The organism is Kordiimonas marina, from assembly GCF_023006325.1.
Taxonomy (GTDB): Bacteria; Pseudomonadota; Alphaproteobacteria; order Sphingomonadales; family Kordiimonadaceae; genus Kordiimonas; species Kordiimonas marina.
This window is the reverse complement of record NZ_JAINDF010000003.1, coordinates 560,551-576,191: the sequence shown is the minus strand read 5'-3', so window position 1 is coordinate 576,191 and position 15,641 is coordinate 560,551. Positions and strand designations below refer to the sequence as shown.

At 59.8% G+C, this 15,641-nt stretch carries 16 protein-coding genes, 1 tRNA gene and 1 pseudogene; 14 read left to right on the top strand and 4 right to left on the bottom strand.

All coding sequences use genetic code 11. From position 1 onward, the window contains the following. Positions 1–4: 4 nt before the first annotated feature. The 4 genes from argE (at position 5) to K6118_RS09180 (ending at position 2,584) form a co-directional block, all read left to right on the top strand. Positions 5–1,174: an acetylornithine deacetylase gene (gene argE / locus K6118_RS09195; protein ID WP_343269925.1), complete on the top strand. Its 1,170-nt coding sequence runs from the start codon at positions 5–7 to the stop codon at positions 1,172–1,174. A 71-nt stretch (positions 1,175–1,245) separates the two neighbouring features. After that, positions 1,246–1,860, top strand: coding sequence for a DUF2306 domain-containing protein (locus tag K6118_RS09190; protein WP_247120034.1), 615 nt, complete (start codon positions 1,246–1,248; stop codon positions 1,858–1,860). A 48-nt stretch (positions 1,861–1,908) separates the two neighbouring features. Then, complete coding sequence (locus tag K6118_RS09185) at positions 1,909–2,202, top strand: acylphosphatase (RefSeq protein ID WP_247120032.1); 294 nt, start codon at positions 1,909–1,911, stop codon at positions 2,200–2,202. A 94-nt stretch (positions 2,203–2,296) separates the two neighbouring features. After that, positions 2,297–2,584, top strand: a complete 288-nt coding sequence (locus K6118_RS09180; RefSeq protein ID WP_247120031.1) for a ferritin-like domain-containing protein — start codon at positions 2,297–2,299, stop codon at positions 2,582–2,584. 61 nt (positions 2,585–2,645) lie between these two features. On the opposite strand, the gene K6118_RS09175 is transcribed toward K6118_RS09180, so the two are convergent. Both K6118_RS09175 and lipB read right to left on the bottom strand, forming a co-directional pair. Further along, complete coding sequence (locus K6118_RS09175) at positions 2,646–3,734, bottom strand: acyltransferase family protein (protein WP_247120029.1); 1,089 nt, start codon at positions 3,732–3,734, stop codon at positions 2,646–2,648. 263 nt (positions 3,735–3,997) lie between these two features. Next, positions 3,998–4,621, bottom strand: a pseudogene (lipB, locus tag K6118_RS09170) (lipoyl(octanoyl) transferase LipB); the annotation flags it as partial. A gap of 310 nt (positions 4,622–4,931) precedes the next feature. On the opposite strand from lipB, the gene K6118_RS09165 reads away from it, so the two are divergent. The 5 genes from K6118_RS09165 (at position 4,932) to K6118_RS09145 (ending at position 9,596) form a co-directional block, all read left to right on the top strand. Continuing rightward, positions 4,932–5,174 carry a FliM/FliN family flagellar motor switch protein gene (locus K6118_RS09165; RefSeq protein ID WP_247120026.1) on the top strand — a complete coding sequence of 81 codons (243 nt, stop codon included), beginning with the start codon at positions 4,932–4,934 and terminating at the stop codon, positions 5,172–5,174. A gap of 111 nt (positions 5,175–5,285) precedes the next feature. Beyond that, positions 5,286–5,372: transfer RNA gene (locus K6118_RS09160), tRNA-Leu, on the top strand. 209 nt (positions 5,373–5,581) lie between these two features. Continuing rightward, a complete protein-coding gene (mgtE, locus tag K6118_RS09155; RefSeq protein ID WP_247120024.1) occupies positions 5,582–7,078 on the top strand; it encodes a magnesium transporter in 1,497 nt (498 codons plus the stop codon). 13 nt (positions 7,079–7,091) lie between these two features. Next, a complete protein-coding gene (locus K6118_RS09150) occupies positions 7,092–7,898 on the top strand; it encodes a response regulator (protein WP_247120022.1) in 807 nt (268 codons plus the stop codon). A 93-nt stretch (positions 7,899–7,991) separates the two neighbouring features. Then, positions 7,992–9,596, top strand: a complete 1,605-nt coding sequence (locus tag K6118_RS09145) for a M20/M25/M40 family metallo-hydrolase (RefSeq protein ID WP_247120021.1) — start codon at positions 7,992–7,994, stop codon at positions 9,594–9,596. A 24-nt stretch (positions 9,597–9,620) separates the two neighbouring features. Here the strand turns inward: K6118_RS09145 and panC are convergent, their stop codons facing one another. Next, positions 9,621–10,490, bottom strand: coding sequence for a pantoate--beta-alanine ligase (panC, locus tag K6118_RS09140; RefSeq protein ID WP_247120019.1), 870 nt, complete (start codon positions 10,488–10,490; stop codon positions 9,621–9,623). Then, entirely contained in the window at positions 10,487–11,431 is a 945-nt protein-coding gene (locus tag K6118_RS17520) for a glucosaminidase domain-containing protein (protein ID WP_247120017.1), read from the bottom strand. The genes panC and K6118_RS17520 overlap by 4 nt, the downstream gene beginning before the upstream one ends. 135 nt (positions 11,432–11,566) lie before the next feature. Between K6118_RS17520 and K6118_RS09130 the strand changes: the two genes are divergently transcribed. From K6118_RS09130 to clpS, 5 genes are all read left to right on the top strand, one after another. After that, positions 11,567–12,430: a division plane positioning ATPase MipZ gene (locus tag K6118_RS09130; protein ID WP_247120015.1), complete on the top strand. Its 864-nt coding sequence runs from the start codon at positions 11,567–11,569 to the stop codon at positions 12,428–12,430. 2 nt (positions 12,431–12,432) lie between these two features. Further along, positions 12,433–12,885, top strand: coding sequence for a DnaJ domain-containing protein (locus tag K6118_RS09125; protein WP_247120014.1), 453 nt, complete (start codon positions 12,433–12,435; stop codon positions 12,883–12,885). An 84-nt stretch (positions 12,886–12,969) separates the two neighbouring features. Continuing rightward, on the top strand, positions 12,970–13,686 hold the full coding sequence (locus tag K6118_RS09120) for a substrate-binding periplasmic protein (protein ID WP_247120013.1): 717 nt from the start codon (positions 12,970–12,972) through the stop codon (positions 13,684–13,686). A gap of 90 nt (positions 13,687–13,776) precedes the next feature. After that, positions 13,777–15,156, top strand: coding sequence for a phosphoglucomutase/phosphomannomutase PgmG (gene pgmG / locus K6118_RS09115; RefSeq protein WP_247120012.1), 1,380 nt, complete (start codon positions 13,777–13,779; stop codon positions 15,154–15,156). Between the two features lie 110 nt (positions 15,157–15,266). Next, entirely contained in the window at positions 15,267–15,593 is a 327-nt protein-coding gene (clpS, locus tag K6118_RS09110; RefSeq protein WP_247120010.1) for an ATP-dependent Clp protease adapter ClpS, read from the top strand. Positions 15,594–15,641 lie beyond the last annotated feature (48 nt).

Genomic DNA, 15,641 nt, shown 5'->3' with positions numbered 1-15,641 from the left:
GCCGGTGACCGGGGCAGAGAGTCATAAGGCAACTGTAAGCTTGCTTGAAAGGCTGGTGGGGTTCGATACCACCAGCCGCCTCTCCAACCTCGCGCTCATTGAGTTCATCGCCGCCTATCTGAAGGAGCATGGCATCGAGGCCGAGCTTCAGAAGAATGCGGACGGCGACAAAGCCAACCTCATCGCCACCATTGGCCCCAGGGTCGAAGGTGGCGTTGTGCTTTCGGGCCACACGGATGTGGTGCCCGTGGAGGGGCAGGACTGGACGTCCGACCCGTTCACGCTGACCGAACGCGACGGGCGGCTTTATGGCCGTGGCGCGGCTGACATGAAAGGCTTCATCGCCTCAGCGCTCGCCCATGTGCCGCTGTTCGTGAAAGCCGACCTGAAAACGCCGATCCATCTCGCTTTCTCCTATGATGAGGAGATCGGCTGCTTGGGCGTTCAGCAGATGGTGCAGTATCTGAAGCCGCTGCTGCCGCGCCCCAAGGTGGTCGTGGTGGGCGAACCCACCTCGATGCAGGTCGCGAATGCCCACAAGGGCCAGCATGTCAGCCGCACCCGCGTGATCGGGCGGGAGGCGCATTCCAGCCGTCCGGAAGACGGGGTGAACGCTGTGGCCGTGGCGGCGGAGCTGATCGGCTTCATCACCGAGATGGCGCGCAAGGAACGGGAAGAGGGGCCGCGCGATGACGCGTTCGACCCGCCTTATACCAGCTTCAATGTCGGCCCGATCATCGGCGGCAGCGCCTTTAACATCATCCCGAATGTGTGCGAGTTCGATTGGGAATTCCGCCCGCTGCCCGCAACCGACTCCGCAGCGCTTCTGAAGCGCTATCAGGACCATATCGACACGGTGGTCGGCCCGCGTATCGCCGCCGAGCACGCAGGCTGCCATATCGAGAATGGCCGCTGGGCCTATCTGCCACCCCTGAAGGCTGAGCCAGGCTCGGACGCCGAGGCGCTGGTGCTGGCGCTCGCGGAGAAGAACGACACCAGTGTCGTCGCCTTCGGGACCGAAGCAGGCCACTTCCAGGGCATCGATTATCCCGCCGTCGTCTGCGGCCCGGGCAGTATCGCCCAGGCCCACAAGCCGGATGAATATGTCGAGCTGAACCAGCTTGCCGCCTGCGACCGTTTCATGACCCGCCTCGCCGAGACGCTTGCCTCCTGACCAATCGAAAGTTAGGATTTCAGGGAAGAAGAAGCACCGCAGAGTGCCCTGATGAAAAAGCGAGGAAAAACATGAAACGTTTCTTATGGGGGCTAATGGCCTTCTGGGCAGTTGCCATTGCCGTTTATGCCCTTTATCTCATTACGCATACAGACCTTATCCGTGCCAATGATGTCCTGCGGGAAGATTTAGCTCAGCGTGCGTTTGCGCTCTATGGCCACCTTGCTGGTGGTGCTGTTGGCATGGTTTTGGGTCCGCTCCAGTTTCTTCGGTCCGTGCGGCAACGCCATCCCCGCCTTCATCGCTGGATGGGGCGCACTTATGTTGTGGCCTGCATCGTCTCCGCCCTGTGTGGATTGGTCCTGGCCGTTCATATTGATGTTGGGCCAATACCGCCCGTGGGATTTAGCCTGTTGGCGCTGGCGTGGCTTTCAAGCACAACGACGGCTTTCCTGAAAGCCCGGGGTCGGGATTTTGGCGCACATGAACGCTGGATGGTTCGCAGCTACGCCCTAACCCTTGCTGGCGTGTCGTTGCGCATTCAGTTGCCACTGATGCTGATCGGTGGGGTCGAATTTTCGCTCGCTTATGCCATCATTTCGCTGAGTTGTTGGGTGCCGAACCTGCTTTTGGCGGAACTTTTTATCAAGGCGCGCAAGTCTTCCCCGCGCCCGGTGGCGGCTTGACAGCAGGCAAGAGCCGGCGGACAGTTGAGGCGGAACGGAGACCTCCAAATGACAGATATTCAGAACCGTGCGGCTGTCCGCGTGCGTATCCATGGCCGGGTGCAGGGTGTGTGGTACCGCGCCTGGACCGAGGAGGAAGCGGCGCGTCTCGGCCTTCATGGCTGGGTCCGGAACCGCAAGGACGGCACGGTGGAGGCCTTGTTTGTCGGGCCGGAGGCGGATGTGAATACCATGCTGGTCAAATGCCATGATGGCCCGCCTGCGGCAGAGGTTGAAAAGGTTGAGACCTTCCCGGCCGAGGGCATCGTGCCCCGGCGTTTTGAGGTTAAACCGACGGTGTGACGCTTTGCCCCCATAAGGGGCATTGATCCGGCCGTACCCATCCTGCAAGATAGCCGCCTAAAAGACTGAACAGCTAACGATAGGGAGCTTTGTTATGTCGGCTGAAGGGTATCATGAGCCCATTAATGAAATTTCGGATGAAACGCGCGATATGCACCGCGCCATCACGTCGCTGATGGAGGAGCTGGAGGCTGTCGACTGGTATAACCAGCGGGTCGATGCCTGCAAGGATGATGACCTCAAGGCGATCCTCGCTCATAACCGTGATGAGGAAAAAGAACATGCCGCCATGGTGCTGGAATGGATCCGGCGGAAAGACCCGACGTTCGACAAGGAACTGAAGGACTATCTTTTTACCGACAAGCAGATCGCCCACAAATAAGGCGCCTGCAGCGTGAAAAATCCAAAGCCGTATCCGGATAGCCGGGTGCGGCTTTTGTCATTTATGCAGCATTGGGTTTGTCGGGGTGGGGTATGGATTTTCCCCACCGGTCAAACAGGGCCAGGAACCAGCGCTTCAAGGGAATTTTTGCGCGTTCGCACGGGCGGCCAATGAGGACCGCGGCCATGAGGGGCACGCCAAATACCATCATCCGCTGAGGGGCAGAGTCCACAGGGAACCAGCCGAGGGCGGCGATGAGCATGATGAGCGGCAAATGGAACAGGTACAGCGAGAAGGTCAGGGACCCGGCATAACGGGCTGGGGCCGCGACGGACTGCACCCAGTCTTTAATGCTCTCAGGCAGGGTGCTGAACCCCAGGATGACAAGCGAAAAGCCGATGCCATCGGTATAATCGCTGATCAGCATGGGCCGGAGGAGCGGCAACGTCCAGCGGTGGGTGCCCTCCCGGATGAGAGGCGAGGCATAGACAAGCGCGAGCCCGAGGATGAAAGCTGCCCCCGCTACCCACCCCGGCAGGCTACGGATTCTCTTGCGCAAATGATAGACGCCAAGGCCCATCAGCCAGATCGGCAGGCGCGACAGGATGGACGGCCCGACAAGCAGGGCCGCCAGTATAAGCCACAGCCACTTCCTGGGGCCTTTCAGAAAGAAATAGAGCCCGAACAGCACATAATAGCTGGCTTCATAGCTCAGGGACCAGAAGGGGGCATTGCTGCCCGGGGCCACGGGCCAGGACCAGAACTCATTGGCATAAAGGAAGGTTGCGAGATAGCCGAGGAGATGCTCGCCGCCGAAGTTCCAGGGGCCGTTATAGTAGAAGCCGGCATTGGCTGACAGGCCGATTGCATCTGCGGCCACTGTGAGAAGAAGCGCGGGCAATACCACGGAATAAAGCCTGGCCAGCCGGGCTGCGGCATAGTCCTTCGCCTTGGTTTCACGCGTGTCTGTCACATAGCCGATCACATAACCGGAGAGCACGAAGAAGACCATGACCGCGGTTTCAAGATACCGTCCCACCTGCCAGAACAGCCCGCCGGAGAAGGCGTGCCCCGCAGTATGGCCGACGAAAACCACCATCGCCGCTGTGAAACGGCTGATGTCCAGGAAAACCGATGTGTGCCGGTCCATTGATGCCCCACCTTCGAAGGCGGCCTGAGGAGGCCGCGTATCCCCCATCAGGATTTATAGGGGGGAAGCAGAAGGGCGGTCAATCTTTCGAGAAGGGCAGAGGGCTATACCTTGAAGACGGGGTGGGTGTCTTCAATGGGCATGCCAGCCTCCACCACGCCGCTTTCGGTCGGCATGGCTTCGTAGGGCAGTTTGCTCGCTTGGGTCTCTGACGGGCCTTCCGGCGCTTCCTGGAACTCCAGGTGCATCGGTCGGCTTTCCAGGCCGAAGACCTCGTCGAACACGTCCTTCAGCACCACATCAAGGTCATCCATCGTGACCGGCAGGCCAAGGTCGGCGAGGCTTGTGACGCCATGCTCGGAAATGCCGCAGGGTACGATGCCGGTGAAATGCTCCAGGTCAGGTTCCACATTGATGGCAATGCCGTGGAAGGTAACCCACTGGCGCACACGGACACCGATGGCGGCGACCTTGTCCTCGCGGCCGGCGCCGCGTTCCACCCATACCCCGACCCGGCCCTTGCGGCGTTCGGCCGTCACGCCGAATTTGGCGAGCGAGCGGATGATGACTTCCTCGAGGCTATAGACGAACTGACGGACATCGCGGCCACGCTTCTTGAGGTCGAGCATGAAATAGACCACGCGCTGGCCGGGGCCGTGGTAGGTATATTGCCCGCCGCGCCCGGCGTCATAGACCGGGAAGCGGTCCGGGTCCACCAGGTCGGCCGGGTCCGCGCTTGTGCCCGCGGTATAAAGCGGTGGATGTTCGAGGCACCAGACCATCTCAGCCGCGTCTCCAGCCCGGATCTGCCGCACGCGCTCTTCCATGAAGGCAAGCGCGTCAGGGTAGGCGACCAGCTCATCGCTGATCTTCCATTCAAGCGGCATGGACAGGGTGGGCTCTTGGGTGCTCATTCGGTCCCTCTTAGTCTCTTGTGATATCGTGGCGCCTAGGCGCCTTTGGGGGCTTCATACCGCCAAACGGGGCCGAGGCCAAGCCGGAAAGCACGCGCCGTGGCGGTGCCGAGGCTGCTGGAGAGGCGCGATTTCCACCGATTCTCGCTTGTCGGTGGATGTCTGCTTGATGTCGGCCCCCGGTTTGGTTAAGCATTTGATAACGCTGCTTGTGCATTATAGCGGTGCCTCAGGCATCCTTTGGCGCGGAAACAGGGTAAAGTGAGCCCAGTAGAGGATTTTAATGAGCTTTCATTCCGTCAATCGAGTCTCCGTTGAGATCACAGTTGTGCTCGGGCGTACCCACATGCCGGTGCGCCAGCTTCTGAAGATGGGCCGGGGTGCCGTGATCGATCTGGATGCCAAGCATGAAGACGAATGCTGGGTCTACGCGAACGGCGAATTGATCGCGCGTGGCGAGATCATGATCGTCGGTGAAAAAATCGGCGTTTCCATCACCCGGATGATGAGCCAGCTTCAGGTCTGACGCATCCTCATAAGCCGCAGAAACCTGGGGCCTGTCAGTTTCATTTCATTTTCATGTCTTTTTCCCCTTGCGGGGGTGAATTCTTTCTGTTAGCTAAGCGCCCGTTCCGTTGCGGTCGTGGCGGAATTGGTAGACGCGCAGCGTTGAGGTCGCTGTGGGGTAACACCCGTGGAAGTTCGAGTCTTCTCGACCGCACCATCTCAGAGCCCGAAGGTGAAAGCCTTCGGGCTCTGTTCTATTCTGGCTCCTTAAAAATGGCCCGTGGCCGTCGCACCTGACAATTTTCTATTCACGAGACTGGAAAGCCGGGCTGCTTTCTTCTATCAAGGGAGCCAACAGGGCAATGGCATCAGCTGCGTCGCACAAGATACAATGGCCGGCGCAGGCTAGAGCAAGGGGAAACGGTCATGGTAGAGACTGGGCGAGATCCGAATCGACCGGATAGCCAGGCGGACGACCGGCAGGAAGATCTGCGGCACAACGACCCCGATGTAACAGATGCCGCACCTTCCAATCAGAATCTGGCCGAGGACGAGAATGCGGACTCTCCGCAGACCGACGTACACCTGTCACGTGAGTTTATCGCTCAGGTTATCCAGGCCCTGAAGGACGAGGACCGCGACGCAGCCTACGAGCTTGTCGAGGAACTGCACGCGGCCGACGTCGCCGACCTTCTGGAAGTCCTGTCTTCAAGCCAGCGTCTGTCGCTGATCTCCCTATTGGGGGACCGGCTGGACCCAGACGTCCTGATTGAGGTTGAAGGCGCGGCGCAGGACGACCTGTACGAACATATGCCCAACGAGCTGATCGCCGACGCGGTCAACGAGCTCGATACCGATGACGCGGTCTACGTTCTGGAAGAACTGGAACCAGAGGACCGGGACGAGGTCCTGCGCGCGCTGCCGGCCGACGACCGGGTCGCGATCGAGGAAAGCCTGAGCTATCCGGAAGAATCCGCCGGCCGCTTGATGCAGCGCGACCTGGTGGCGCTGCCTGAATTCTGGACCGTTGGTCAGACCATCGACTATCTCCGCAGCGAGAATGAGGACATCCCCGAGGATTTCTACGACATTTTCGTGGTCGACCCCGCGCACCGGCCGGTGGGCACCGTGCCGCTGTCGCGCGTGATGCGCACGCACCGCCCGGTCACCATCGGCGAGATCATGGACCGGGAACCGCACCTGATCGACGTCACCGCCGACCAGGAAGAAGTGGCCTACCAGTTCAGTAAATATCACCTGATTTCCGCGGCCGTGGTGGATACAAGCCAGCGCCTTGTCGGTGTGGTCACGGTAGATGACATCGTCGACGTTATCGGTGACGAGGCCGAGGAAGATATCCTCGCGCTTGCCGGTGTCGGCGACGAATCAGGCGTGAACGAAAATTTCATCGAGGTGGTCAAAGGCCGCTTCATGTGGCTGTTCGTCAACCTGGGGACAGCCGTGTTGGCCTCGACCGTCATCGGACTGTTCGATGCCTCGATCGAGCAAATGGTCGCGCTCGCGGTCCTGATGCCGATTGTCGCCTCCATGGGCGGCAATGCCGGCACGCAGACCATGACCGTGGCGGTGCGCGCGATCGCCACCAAGGAATTGAGCGCCACCAACGCCCTCCGCGTCGTCAACCGCGAGATCATGGCGGCGATGGTCAACGGCATGGCGCTTGCCATCGTTTCCGGGCTTGTGGCGTGGGGCTGGTTCCATAACCCGCTTCTGGGCGGCGTTTTCGCCGTGGCGCTTATCGTGAATATCTTTGTCGCAGGCCTGTTTGGCGTGCTGATCCCGATGGGGCTAAATCGCTTCGGGGTCGACCCGGCTGTTGCGTCCAGCGTTTTTGTAACTACGATTACCGATGTTGTTGGATTTTTCGCCTTCCTAGGCTTGGCGGCAGTCTTCTTGCTATAGGGCCCTCGCACGGATGAATACCGGACCCGTTCTGTTGGTCGATGATGAACCCGTGGTGCTGCGCATCCACGCAGCGGCGGTTAAGCAATTCGGATTCGAGACCATCATTGCTGAAACGGCTGAGGAAGCCGTGTCGCTTACGCGCGCCTATCGGCCGTCCCTGGTGATCAGCGATGTCCAGATGCCGGGTGAGGGCGGGTTCGACTTCGTCGAGGCGCTCGACCGCAGCGGCCTCAAGGCCATGCCGGTCATTTTCCTGACAGGCTATGACGATATCGAAATCGTGCGCGGCGGTCTGAAGGCCGGTGGCGACGATTTTATCATCAAGGGCGGCTCGGTGGAGCGGCTTCGGAACCGGATCGCCTTCTGGCTCGCGAGCGGTTTCCAGGAACTGCCAAGTGACCTCAGGCGCCGCGCGCTCATCGCCGCCAATGCGGTCAAGGGTGACCATTTCAGCAAGGTTGAGGACCATCTGACCTACAGCCCGGCGCTCACACAGCGTGTACTCAAGGCCGTCCGGGCCGAGATGGCGCCGCTTGGGGCCGACTTTGGCGTGCGTCTGGTCGAGCGGGTCTGTTTCCTTGGCCGGCTCTCTAAACTAATTATCGATGAATGCGCCTCGTTTGGCGACTTTGTTCGCTTTCCCGACTATATCATCGCGGTTATTAATGGCCTGAACCCGGTATGGAAGCGTGAGATGTGGCCGCTTCTGGGCCGGTTCGAGGATTGGGCCTGCGATATGCGCTTTGTCTATGCCGGGGTCGAACCCCTGAAACCGTTCCGGGAGTATGAGTGGTTCGTCGAAGGGTTGGAGCGCTAACCTGGGCCTGTTTTTGTGTATGGAGTGGAGGACGGAAAGTCGACGTGTCTGGGGGGCATGTGCTGTGGGTTTTCCGGCAAACTGGGGAATGCAATGAAACGTTTCTTTACGGCCGCTGTGGCGGCTTTCTCGCTGACAGCGTCGGTTTATGCGGCGGATGATGCCGTCAACCTCGACATGGTCACCAAAATCCGGGATGAGGGCTTTAACCACTCCCAGGTGATGCAGACGCTGGAATATCTGAGTGATGAAATCGGCCCGCGCCTGACCGGCTCGCCCGGTCTCAAGCGCGCGAACGAGTGGACCAAGGACAAGCTGACGGCCTGGGGCCTCAAGAACGCGCATCTGGAAGGCTTCGAGTTCGGCCCGGGCTGGACCTATAGCCGCGCCGATGTGTTCATGACAGCGCCGCGCAAGATGCAGCTTTATGCGCTGCCGATCAGCTGGCATCCGGGCACCAAGGGTGTGCTGAGTGGCTCCATCTTTTATGCGCCGATCAAATCCCCGGACGATTTCAAGAAATACGCCGGGGAGTTGAAGGGCAAGATCGTGCTGGTCGATCCGGTCCCTGATCAGAAAGAGCCGAAAAACGAGATTTTCGAACGCCTGGACGAAAAGGGCCTGCAGCGCGAGGTCAACTACCGCGTGCCGACCTCTGAAACCAAGGATGAGAACCGCTGGTGGGCCGATTATGTCGGCAACCAGTACAAGCTGGAACAGTTCCTCGCCAAGGAAGGCGCGCTCGCCATGGTGCGCCGCAGCCCGCGGGGCGCGATGCTCATCGAAGCCAGTGGCTACCAGTATAAGAAGGGCCTCAATGCCACCATCCCCGGTATCCGGGTCGCGGCTGAGCATTATGGCCGTCTCGTCCGGCTGTATCAGCGCGGTGACGATGTGAAGATGAGCCTCGATATCGATGCCACCTTCCATAATGAAGACATGAAATCCTATTCGACCATTGCCGAAATTCCCGGCAAGGGCCGCCATCCGGAAATCGTCATGGCGGGTGCGCACCTGGACAGCTGGTTCGTGGGCGACGGTGCCACCGACAACGGCGCGGGTGTCGCGGTGGTGATGGAAGCTGTGCGCATCCTCAAGGCGCTCGGCGTCCAGCCCAAGCGCACCATCCGCATCGGCCTGTGGGGCGGGGAAGAGCAGGGCTATTATGGCTCCTACCAATATGTGCAGGATCATCTGGCGACCCGGCCGACCAACCCGGACGAAGCCTATAAATATTCCGAACCCTATGCCCAGCAATATGGCCAGTTCCCGATCACGCATAAGCCGGGGTTTGACCGTTTCTCGGTCTATTTCAACCTGGATAACGGTTCAGGCAAGATCCGCGGTGTTTATTCGGAGGGCAATGCGGCCGCGGCGGCTATCTTCGGGCGCTGGCTGACACCGTTCCATGACCTGGGGGCCAAGACCGTGTCGATGAACGCCACCGGCGGCACCGACCATGAGCCGTTCGATGACATCGGCCTGCCGGGCTTCCAGTTCATCCAGGACCCGCTCGATTATGAAACCCGCGTCCACCACAGCCAGATCGACACGTTCGATCATGCTTATGAGGCAGACCTCAAGCAGGCGGCGGTGATTATGGCGAGCTTCCTCTATAACGCGGCGATGCGGGAGGACCGTTTCCCCCGCAAGCCGGAGCCCAAGGCACCAGCGGCGCCTGAAACGGCCAAGAAATAACGGATAAGAGAATGTCGGGGCGCCTCAGGGGGCCCCGATTGCCATATTGTCCAGAAGCCTTACGCCGCCCAGGCGGGCAACGGCGAGCACACGGGCCGCGCGGTCGTGGCTTTCGAGGGGGGCAAGGCTGTCCGGGTCGACGATGCTGACATAGTCGACTGTATCGAACCCTGCCTCGATCAGCTTTTTCCCGGCTTCGGCTTCGGCGGTACGCAGGTCCTTGCCAGCTTCGACCGCTGTCACCAAATCCTTGAGGATGACATTGAAGCGCCCGGCAACCCGGCGTTCGTCTTCGCTCAGATACGCGTTCCGGGACGAGGCGGCGAGGCCGTCCGGTTCCCGGATCAGGGCGCCGCCCAGAATTTCGACCGGAATGTCGAGGTCGGCGACAAAACGCCGGATGACGGCAAGCTGCTGATAGTCCTTTTCGCCGAAGATCGCCACGTCCGGGCCACACTGCATCAGAAGCTTGGTGACGATGGTGGCAACGCCGTCGAAATGGCCGGGGCGCAGGGCACCTTCGAAGCCTTCGGTGACGCCTTTGACGCTGACGGTGCTGGCAAAGCCACCGGGGTACATCTCCTCGACTGTCGGCGCGAAGATCAGGCTGGCTGGCGTATCCGAAAGCGCTTTCCTGTCGGCTTCCATCTGGCGGGGATATTTGTCCAGGTCTTCGCCTTCGCCGAACTGGGTCGGGTTGACGAAGATCGACACCACGACACGGTCTACATGGCCCGCAATGGCATCTACAAGCGAGAGGTGCCCATGATGGAGGGCGCCCATGGTTGGTACGAGGCCAACACGCAGGCCCTCACTCTTCCAGGCGGAAACCTGGGCGCGCAGGTCGGCGACCGTGTGCACAACGGGAACGAGGCCAGTCTCGGGGCTTGTCATCGGGCGAGGTCCGTATCCTGAACCGACAAGTGGGCGCTATCCAGCTTGTCCAGATCGTTATAATGGATGATCGACAGGATATCGCTGACGTAGGAAGCGCCGCGCTCGGAGTAATCGACCAGCGCGGGGGCAAGGGCAGGGCCCGTGACCGGCAGGTTGAGGTCCCTGAGTTCGGCACGGCGGCGCCTCAGCTCCCGATAGCTCGGGTGCCGGTTCAGGTTGGTCATATAGCTCAGCACGCTATCGATCAGATAGTCGAACTTCTTGACCTTGTGGGTCTTGCCTTCATCGCGGTCACGCGGCAGGAGACCGTTGCTGTCACCCCACACCCATTCACCAAACAGGGCGTTGCCTTCCTGGGCGAAATAGCTGGTGCCCCAGCCGGATTCCATCGCTGCCTGCGCAAGCGCGAGCGACGGCGGGATGACATCGACACGGTACAGAAGAATGTCGATATCCTTGGTCTGGAAATCATGGCGCTTTTTCAGCCGGTACTGGCTGCTTTTCTCCGCGAGCCAGTCTTCCTCGCTTTCACGCAAGGGGCGGCCTTCTTCCAGCTTTTCGCGCAGTACCTTAAGCCGGGTGCGGTCCGCCATGATCAGCTCGTTCGCGCGCAACACCACAGGCAGCAGCACCGAGGTGAACATCCGCTTGCGTTTCTGCGCGTTCTTGAGGTCAGGCAGCTTTTCCGGCAGCCGGGTCAGGAACACGCGCGGGACGGCGTTGACCGTGTGCAAATCCTTGTTGAGAAGATGGGCGAGCTTCGGTGTCAGCGTGGCGCGGCCTGCAGGGTACTGGTGGGCCAGATAATTGGGCCTGTCGGCGCTCAGCGCCATCATGTGCGCCGTACTGATCATATGGCGGGCAAGCGAGAAGGGGCCGACGACAAGCGTCAGCGTCCCGAAGGCTACCAGCAATATTTTTTGTACGGTTTTACGCACGTTCACCATTTCTCCGTCACCAGATATTATATATATCTGGTTAATAAATGTAGGTTCAAAACCCGAGTTCGGCTAGATAGTGCCGGAATGCGCCAGAATCAAGGCGCGGGTTCTGTGTAACGGGAGGAGAAGACGGTGCCTGACAGTGAGGCTAACCGCAGTGCTAAACCCCTTGATCGACCTTATCTTATTGTTCTTGGCAACGAGAAAGGCGGTTCTGGCAAGTCGACAACGGCGATGCATATTGTTGTCTCGCTGTTGCGCGAAGGTTACAGGGTGGGCACCATCGACCTGGATGCACGCCAGCGCAGCCTGACCCGTTATATCGAAAACCGCCGCACATATCTGGACCGCAAGGGCCTCGATCTGCCCATGCCGATTGAAACCGTGGTCGCCAAATCCACGCTCCGGACCTCGGATGAGGCTGAGGCGGATGAAAAGCGCCGGTTCGAGGAGGCCTACGTGGGCCTGATGGACAAGGTGGATATCGTGGTCGTGGACTGCCCGGGTAGTGACAGCTTCCTGTCCCGCCTCGCGCATACGGCGGCGGACACGCTGGTAACCCCGGTGAATGACAGTTTTGTCGATCTCGACCTGCTGGCCCGTGTGAACCCGAACACCCACAAAGTAGAGGGGCCGAGCCTCTATGCCGAGATGGTCTGGAAAGCGCGTCAGCGCCGCCAGATGGCCGATGGGGCCTCCATCGACTGGGTCGTGCTCCGGAACCGTGTCGGGATGCTGCACGCCAAAAACAAGGAACGGGTCGAAGGCGTTCTCAATGAACTGACCCGCCGGATCGGTATCCGCTATATCCCGGGGCTTGGCGAACGCGTGGTCTACCGCGAGCTTTTCCTGCGTGGCCTCACGCTGATGGACCTCAAGGAAGCCAAGGGCCTGGATGGCCGCGGCATGTCCATGTCCAACGTGGCGGCGCGCCAGGAAGTCCGCCGCATGATGGATGCGCTCAACCTGCCGTTCCGCAACGCCAAGGTCGCCTGAGGATGGGGTGGCTTTTCGCCGGTTTAGCCCTCGCGGGCCTGATGATGCTTTTCCTTTATTGGTGGGCGAACACCGATGTGAAATCGGCGCGCAAGTCGCTCATGTGGGCGGTGATGTTCGTTGCGGTGCTGTTGGGGCTGATGCTGCTGGCGACTGGCCGCGGCTTTTTCGCGATCCTGCCCATCGGCTATGCCGTCTGGCGTATGGCGGGGGACCGCCGTGGCGGGGCCTCAGGGACCTCACGTGACCGTACGGGTCCTGGCCCAGGCCGCAGCAAAGGGACGATGACCCGCTCGGAGGCTTATGACGTCCTCGGCCTCGAAGATGGTGCGCGTGAAGAAGAAATTAACGCGGCCTATCGTAAACTGATGGCGCAGGTGCACCCGGACAAGGGTGGCAGCAGCTGGATGGCGGCGAAACTCAATGAAGCCCGCCGCATACTTTTGGGAAAATGAATGGCTGATTGGGCTGTAAACAAGGGGAGATATAAATTCGGAGGCCTGAGGGCAGCCGTTCTGTCTGCCTGCGGCCTGGTCTTTATGCTTTTTGCCGGTGCTGGGCTATCTCCTGCCCATGCCGATGAGGCCAAGGTCATCCGGGTGGGCGTTATCCTGAGCAACCCGCCCTATGTGACCGAAACCCCCTCAGCCGGGATCGATAACGATATCGTCCGCGCGGCGCTTGCGAATGTTGGCTACAAGACTGAATTTTTCCATGCGCCGCTCGGCCGTCTCGACAGCCTTCTTGAGGACCAAAAGGTGGAGGCCATCACCACCTTCAACCCGCACGCCAAAAACTGCCTCATGAGTGATATTTTCACTTATTGGCACGACGGTGTAGTGGTCCGGCGTGGGCTTGGCCGGACAGTGCGGTCCGTGGCCGATCTCAAGGGGTTGCGGGTCGGGACATTCCCGAATGCAGAACTTGCGCTCGGGGATAAGCTGGCGCCGTACCTGTCCACCTTCGCAAAGCGGATCAATGTGTTCCGCACCGACCTTGTGGTGCCGATGCTGGAACGCAGCCGGATCGATGCCTATATCGGCGATGTCTGGGCGGTGCAGGAGTCTTTCGACAACCAATTGGGTATCCGGGAGGACCAGCCGCCCTTCATTGTCGCCGAATATTTCAAGCCGACGCCGCGTTGGCTGTGTTTCCGTGATGAGAAGCTCGTAAAAACCTTCAATAAAGGCCTGGCTGAGCTGAAGGCCAGTGGCCGCTATAAGGCCATTATTGCAGACTATCATCCCGGCCCGTAATACCTGTATTTTTCCACCGATAGCCATTGACCGGGGCACCCCTCCAAGGCACCCTAGTGGTATAAATCTTTTTCATTTGAGGCTTTTAAAATGACGGCTCACCATTTTCATTCGACCGTTCTTCGGGAATATGATGTCCGCGGCATTGTGGACCAGACGCTTTCAGGCGATGACGCCTATAACCTCGGCCGCGCGTTCGGGACCCATGTGGTGCGAAATGGCGGCAAGTCCGTCTGTGTCGGCTATGATGGCCGCCTGTCCTCGCCGCATTTGTCCGAACGGCTGATGGACGGCCTCAAAAGCACCGGCCTCGCGGTCAAGAATATCGGCCTTGGCCCTACGCCCATGCTCTATTATTCGGTGTTCGAGCTGGATGCCGATGGCGGCGTGATGGTCACGGGATCGCATAATCCGCCGGATTATAACGGTTTCAAGATGATGATGGGCAAGAAGCCCTGTTTCGGGGAAGCCATCCAGGCGCTCGGCAAAACCGCGGCGGCTGCCGATTTTGAGGTCGGGGACGGCATGGTAGAAGATATCGATATTTTCGACCGCTATATCGACCGGCTTCTGCTTGATGTCGACACCAAAGCCTTCAAGGTGGCGTGGGACCTGGCGAACGGTGCAGCTGGCCCCGCGGTCGAAGCGCTGGTGAAGCGCCTGCCGGGTGAGCATATCGTCATCAACGCCGAGGTGGATGGCACCTTCCCGAACCACCATGCTGACCCGACGGTCGAAGAAAACCTCGAGCAGCTGAAGGCCGTGGTGGCCGAGCATGGCTGCGACATGGGCTTCAGCTTCGACGGCGACGGCGACCGTATCGGCGCTATTGACGGCAAGGGCCGTGTCGTGTGGGGGGACCAGATGCTGGCGATCCTCGCGGGCGACGTGCTCACCGACGTGCCGGGCGCGCCGATTATCGCTGATGTTAAGGCCAGCGAAGCGCTGTTTGAACGCATCGGTGAGCTGGGTGGCCAGCCTGTGATGTGGAAAACCGGCCATTCGCTCATAAAGGACAAGATGGTTGAGCTTAAGGCGCCCTTGGCGGGTGAGATGTCCGGCCATATTTTCTTCAAGCATAAATTCTACGGTCATGACGACGCGCTTTATGCCGGGCTCCGGTTCCTCAATGCCGTCAGCCACCAGGGCGGCGACCTCGCGGCCCTCAAGGATGGGCTGCCGAAGGCGATCAATACGCCCGAGCTGCGCTTCGATTGCGAAGAAGACCGTAAATTCAAGGTGGTTGAAGAGGTCAAGGCCAAGCTTCAGGCCGGTGGTGCCGATATGAGCACGGTTGACGGCGTGCGGGTGAAAACCGCCGACGGCTGGTGGCTCCTGCGGGCTTCCAACACCCAGGCTGTCTTGGTCGCGCGCTGTGAGGCCTCGACCGAGGAGGGACTGGCCCGCCTCAAGGCCGCGCTGGTGGCCGCCCTCAAGGCCGCGGGTGTTGATGCGCCTGCAACACTTTAACGTTACCGCCGATCTTTTTTTTCAAAGATCGGCACTTTCACCGGTTCTTTACTCTTTTAGTGGAGGCTTTATGCATTACATTAGAAGGGTATGGATGTCGCGGAGGATCGATGCCTGACAAACGTAATACGGATGGGACTGGAACGGGCACCGGCTTGCTGACCAAGCCGGAGGTCAAAACCAAGAAACCGTCCATGTACAAAGTATTGTTGCTGAATGACGACTACACGCCGATGGAGTTCGTGGTTCATATCCTGCAGCGGTTTTTCCGCATGACGTTGGAGGAAGCCACGGAAGTTATGCTCCACGTTCATCAGAAGGGTGTCGGGGTGTGTGGTGTCTTCACCTACGAGGTCGCGGAGACCAAGGTCAATCAGGTCTTGTCATTCGCGCGCCAGCATGAGCATCCGCTCCAGTGTACGCTAGAGAAGGAATAGCGACACAAAGGGGGGAAGCCGCAAGATCGATAACTGACAAAGGAACCG

Excerpts from the sequence above, each read along its gene's own strand:
- K6118_RS09120 (WP_247120013.1), top strand. The coding sequence starts at position 12,970 with ATGCTTTTTGCCGGTGCTGGGCTATCTCCTGCCCATGCCGATGAGGCC.
- K6118_RS09185 (WP_247120032.1), top strand. The coding sequence starts at position 1,909 with ATGACAGATATTCAGAACCGTGCGGCTGTCCGCGTGCGTATCCATGGC.
- K6118_RS09150 (WP_247120022.1), top strand. The coding sequence starts at position 7,092 with ATGAATACCGGACCCGTTCTGTTGGTCGATGATGAACCCGTGGTGCTG.
- K6118_RS09165 (WP_247120026.1), top strand. The coding sequence starts at position 4,932 with ATGAGCTTTCATTCCGTCAATCGAGTCTCCGTTGAGATCACAGTTGTG.
- mgtE (WP_247120024.1), top strand. The coding sequence starts at position 5,582 with ATGGTAGAGACTGGGCGAGATCCGAATCGACCGGATAGCCAGGCGGAC.
- K6118_RS09145 (WP_247120021.1), top strand. The coding sequence starts at position 7,992 with ATGAAACGTTTCTTTACGGCCGCTGTGGCGGCTTTCTCGCTGACAGCG.
- K6118_RS09175 (WP_247120029.1), bottom strand. The coding sequence starts at position 3,734 with ATGGACCGGCACACATCGGTTTTCCTGGACATCAGCCGTTTCACAGCG.
- K6118_RS09125 (WP_247120014.1), top strand. The coding sequence starts at position 12,433 with ATGGGGTGGCTTTTCGCCGGTTTAGCCCTCGCGGGCCTGATGATGCTT.
- K6118_RS09180 (WP_247120031.1), top strand. The coding sequence starts at position 2,297 with ATGTCGGCTGAAGGGTATCATGAGCCCATTAATGAAATTTCGGATGAA.
- K6118_RS09190 (WP_247120034.1), top strand. The coding sequence starts at position 1,246 with ATGAAACGTTTCTTATGGGGGCTAATGGCCTTCTGGGCAGTTGCCATT.
- panC (WP_247120019.1), bottom strand. The coding sequence starts at position 10,490 with ATGACAAGCCCCGAGACTGGCCTCGTTCCCGTTGTGCACACGGTCGCC.
- clpS (WP_247120010.1), top strand. The coding sequence starts at position 15,267 with ATGCCTGACAAACGTAATACGGATGGGACTGGAACGGGCACCGGCTTG.
- pgmG (WP_247120012.1), top strand. The coding sequence starts at position 13,777 with ATGACGGCTCACCATTTTCATTCGACCGTTCTTCGGGAATATGATGTC.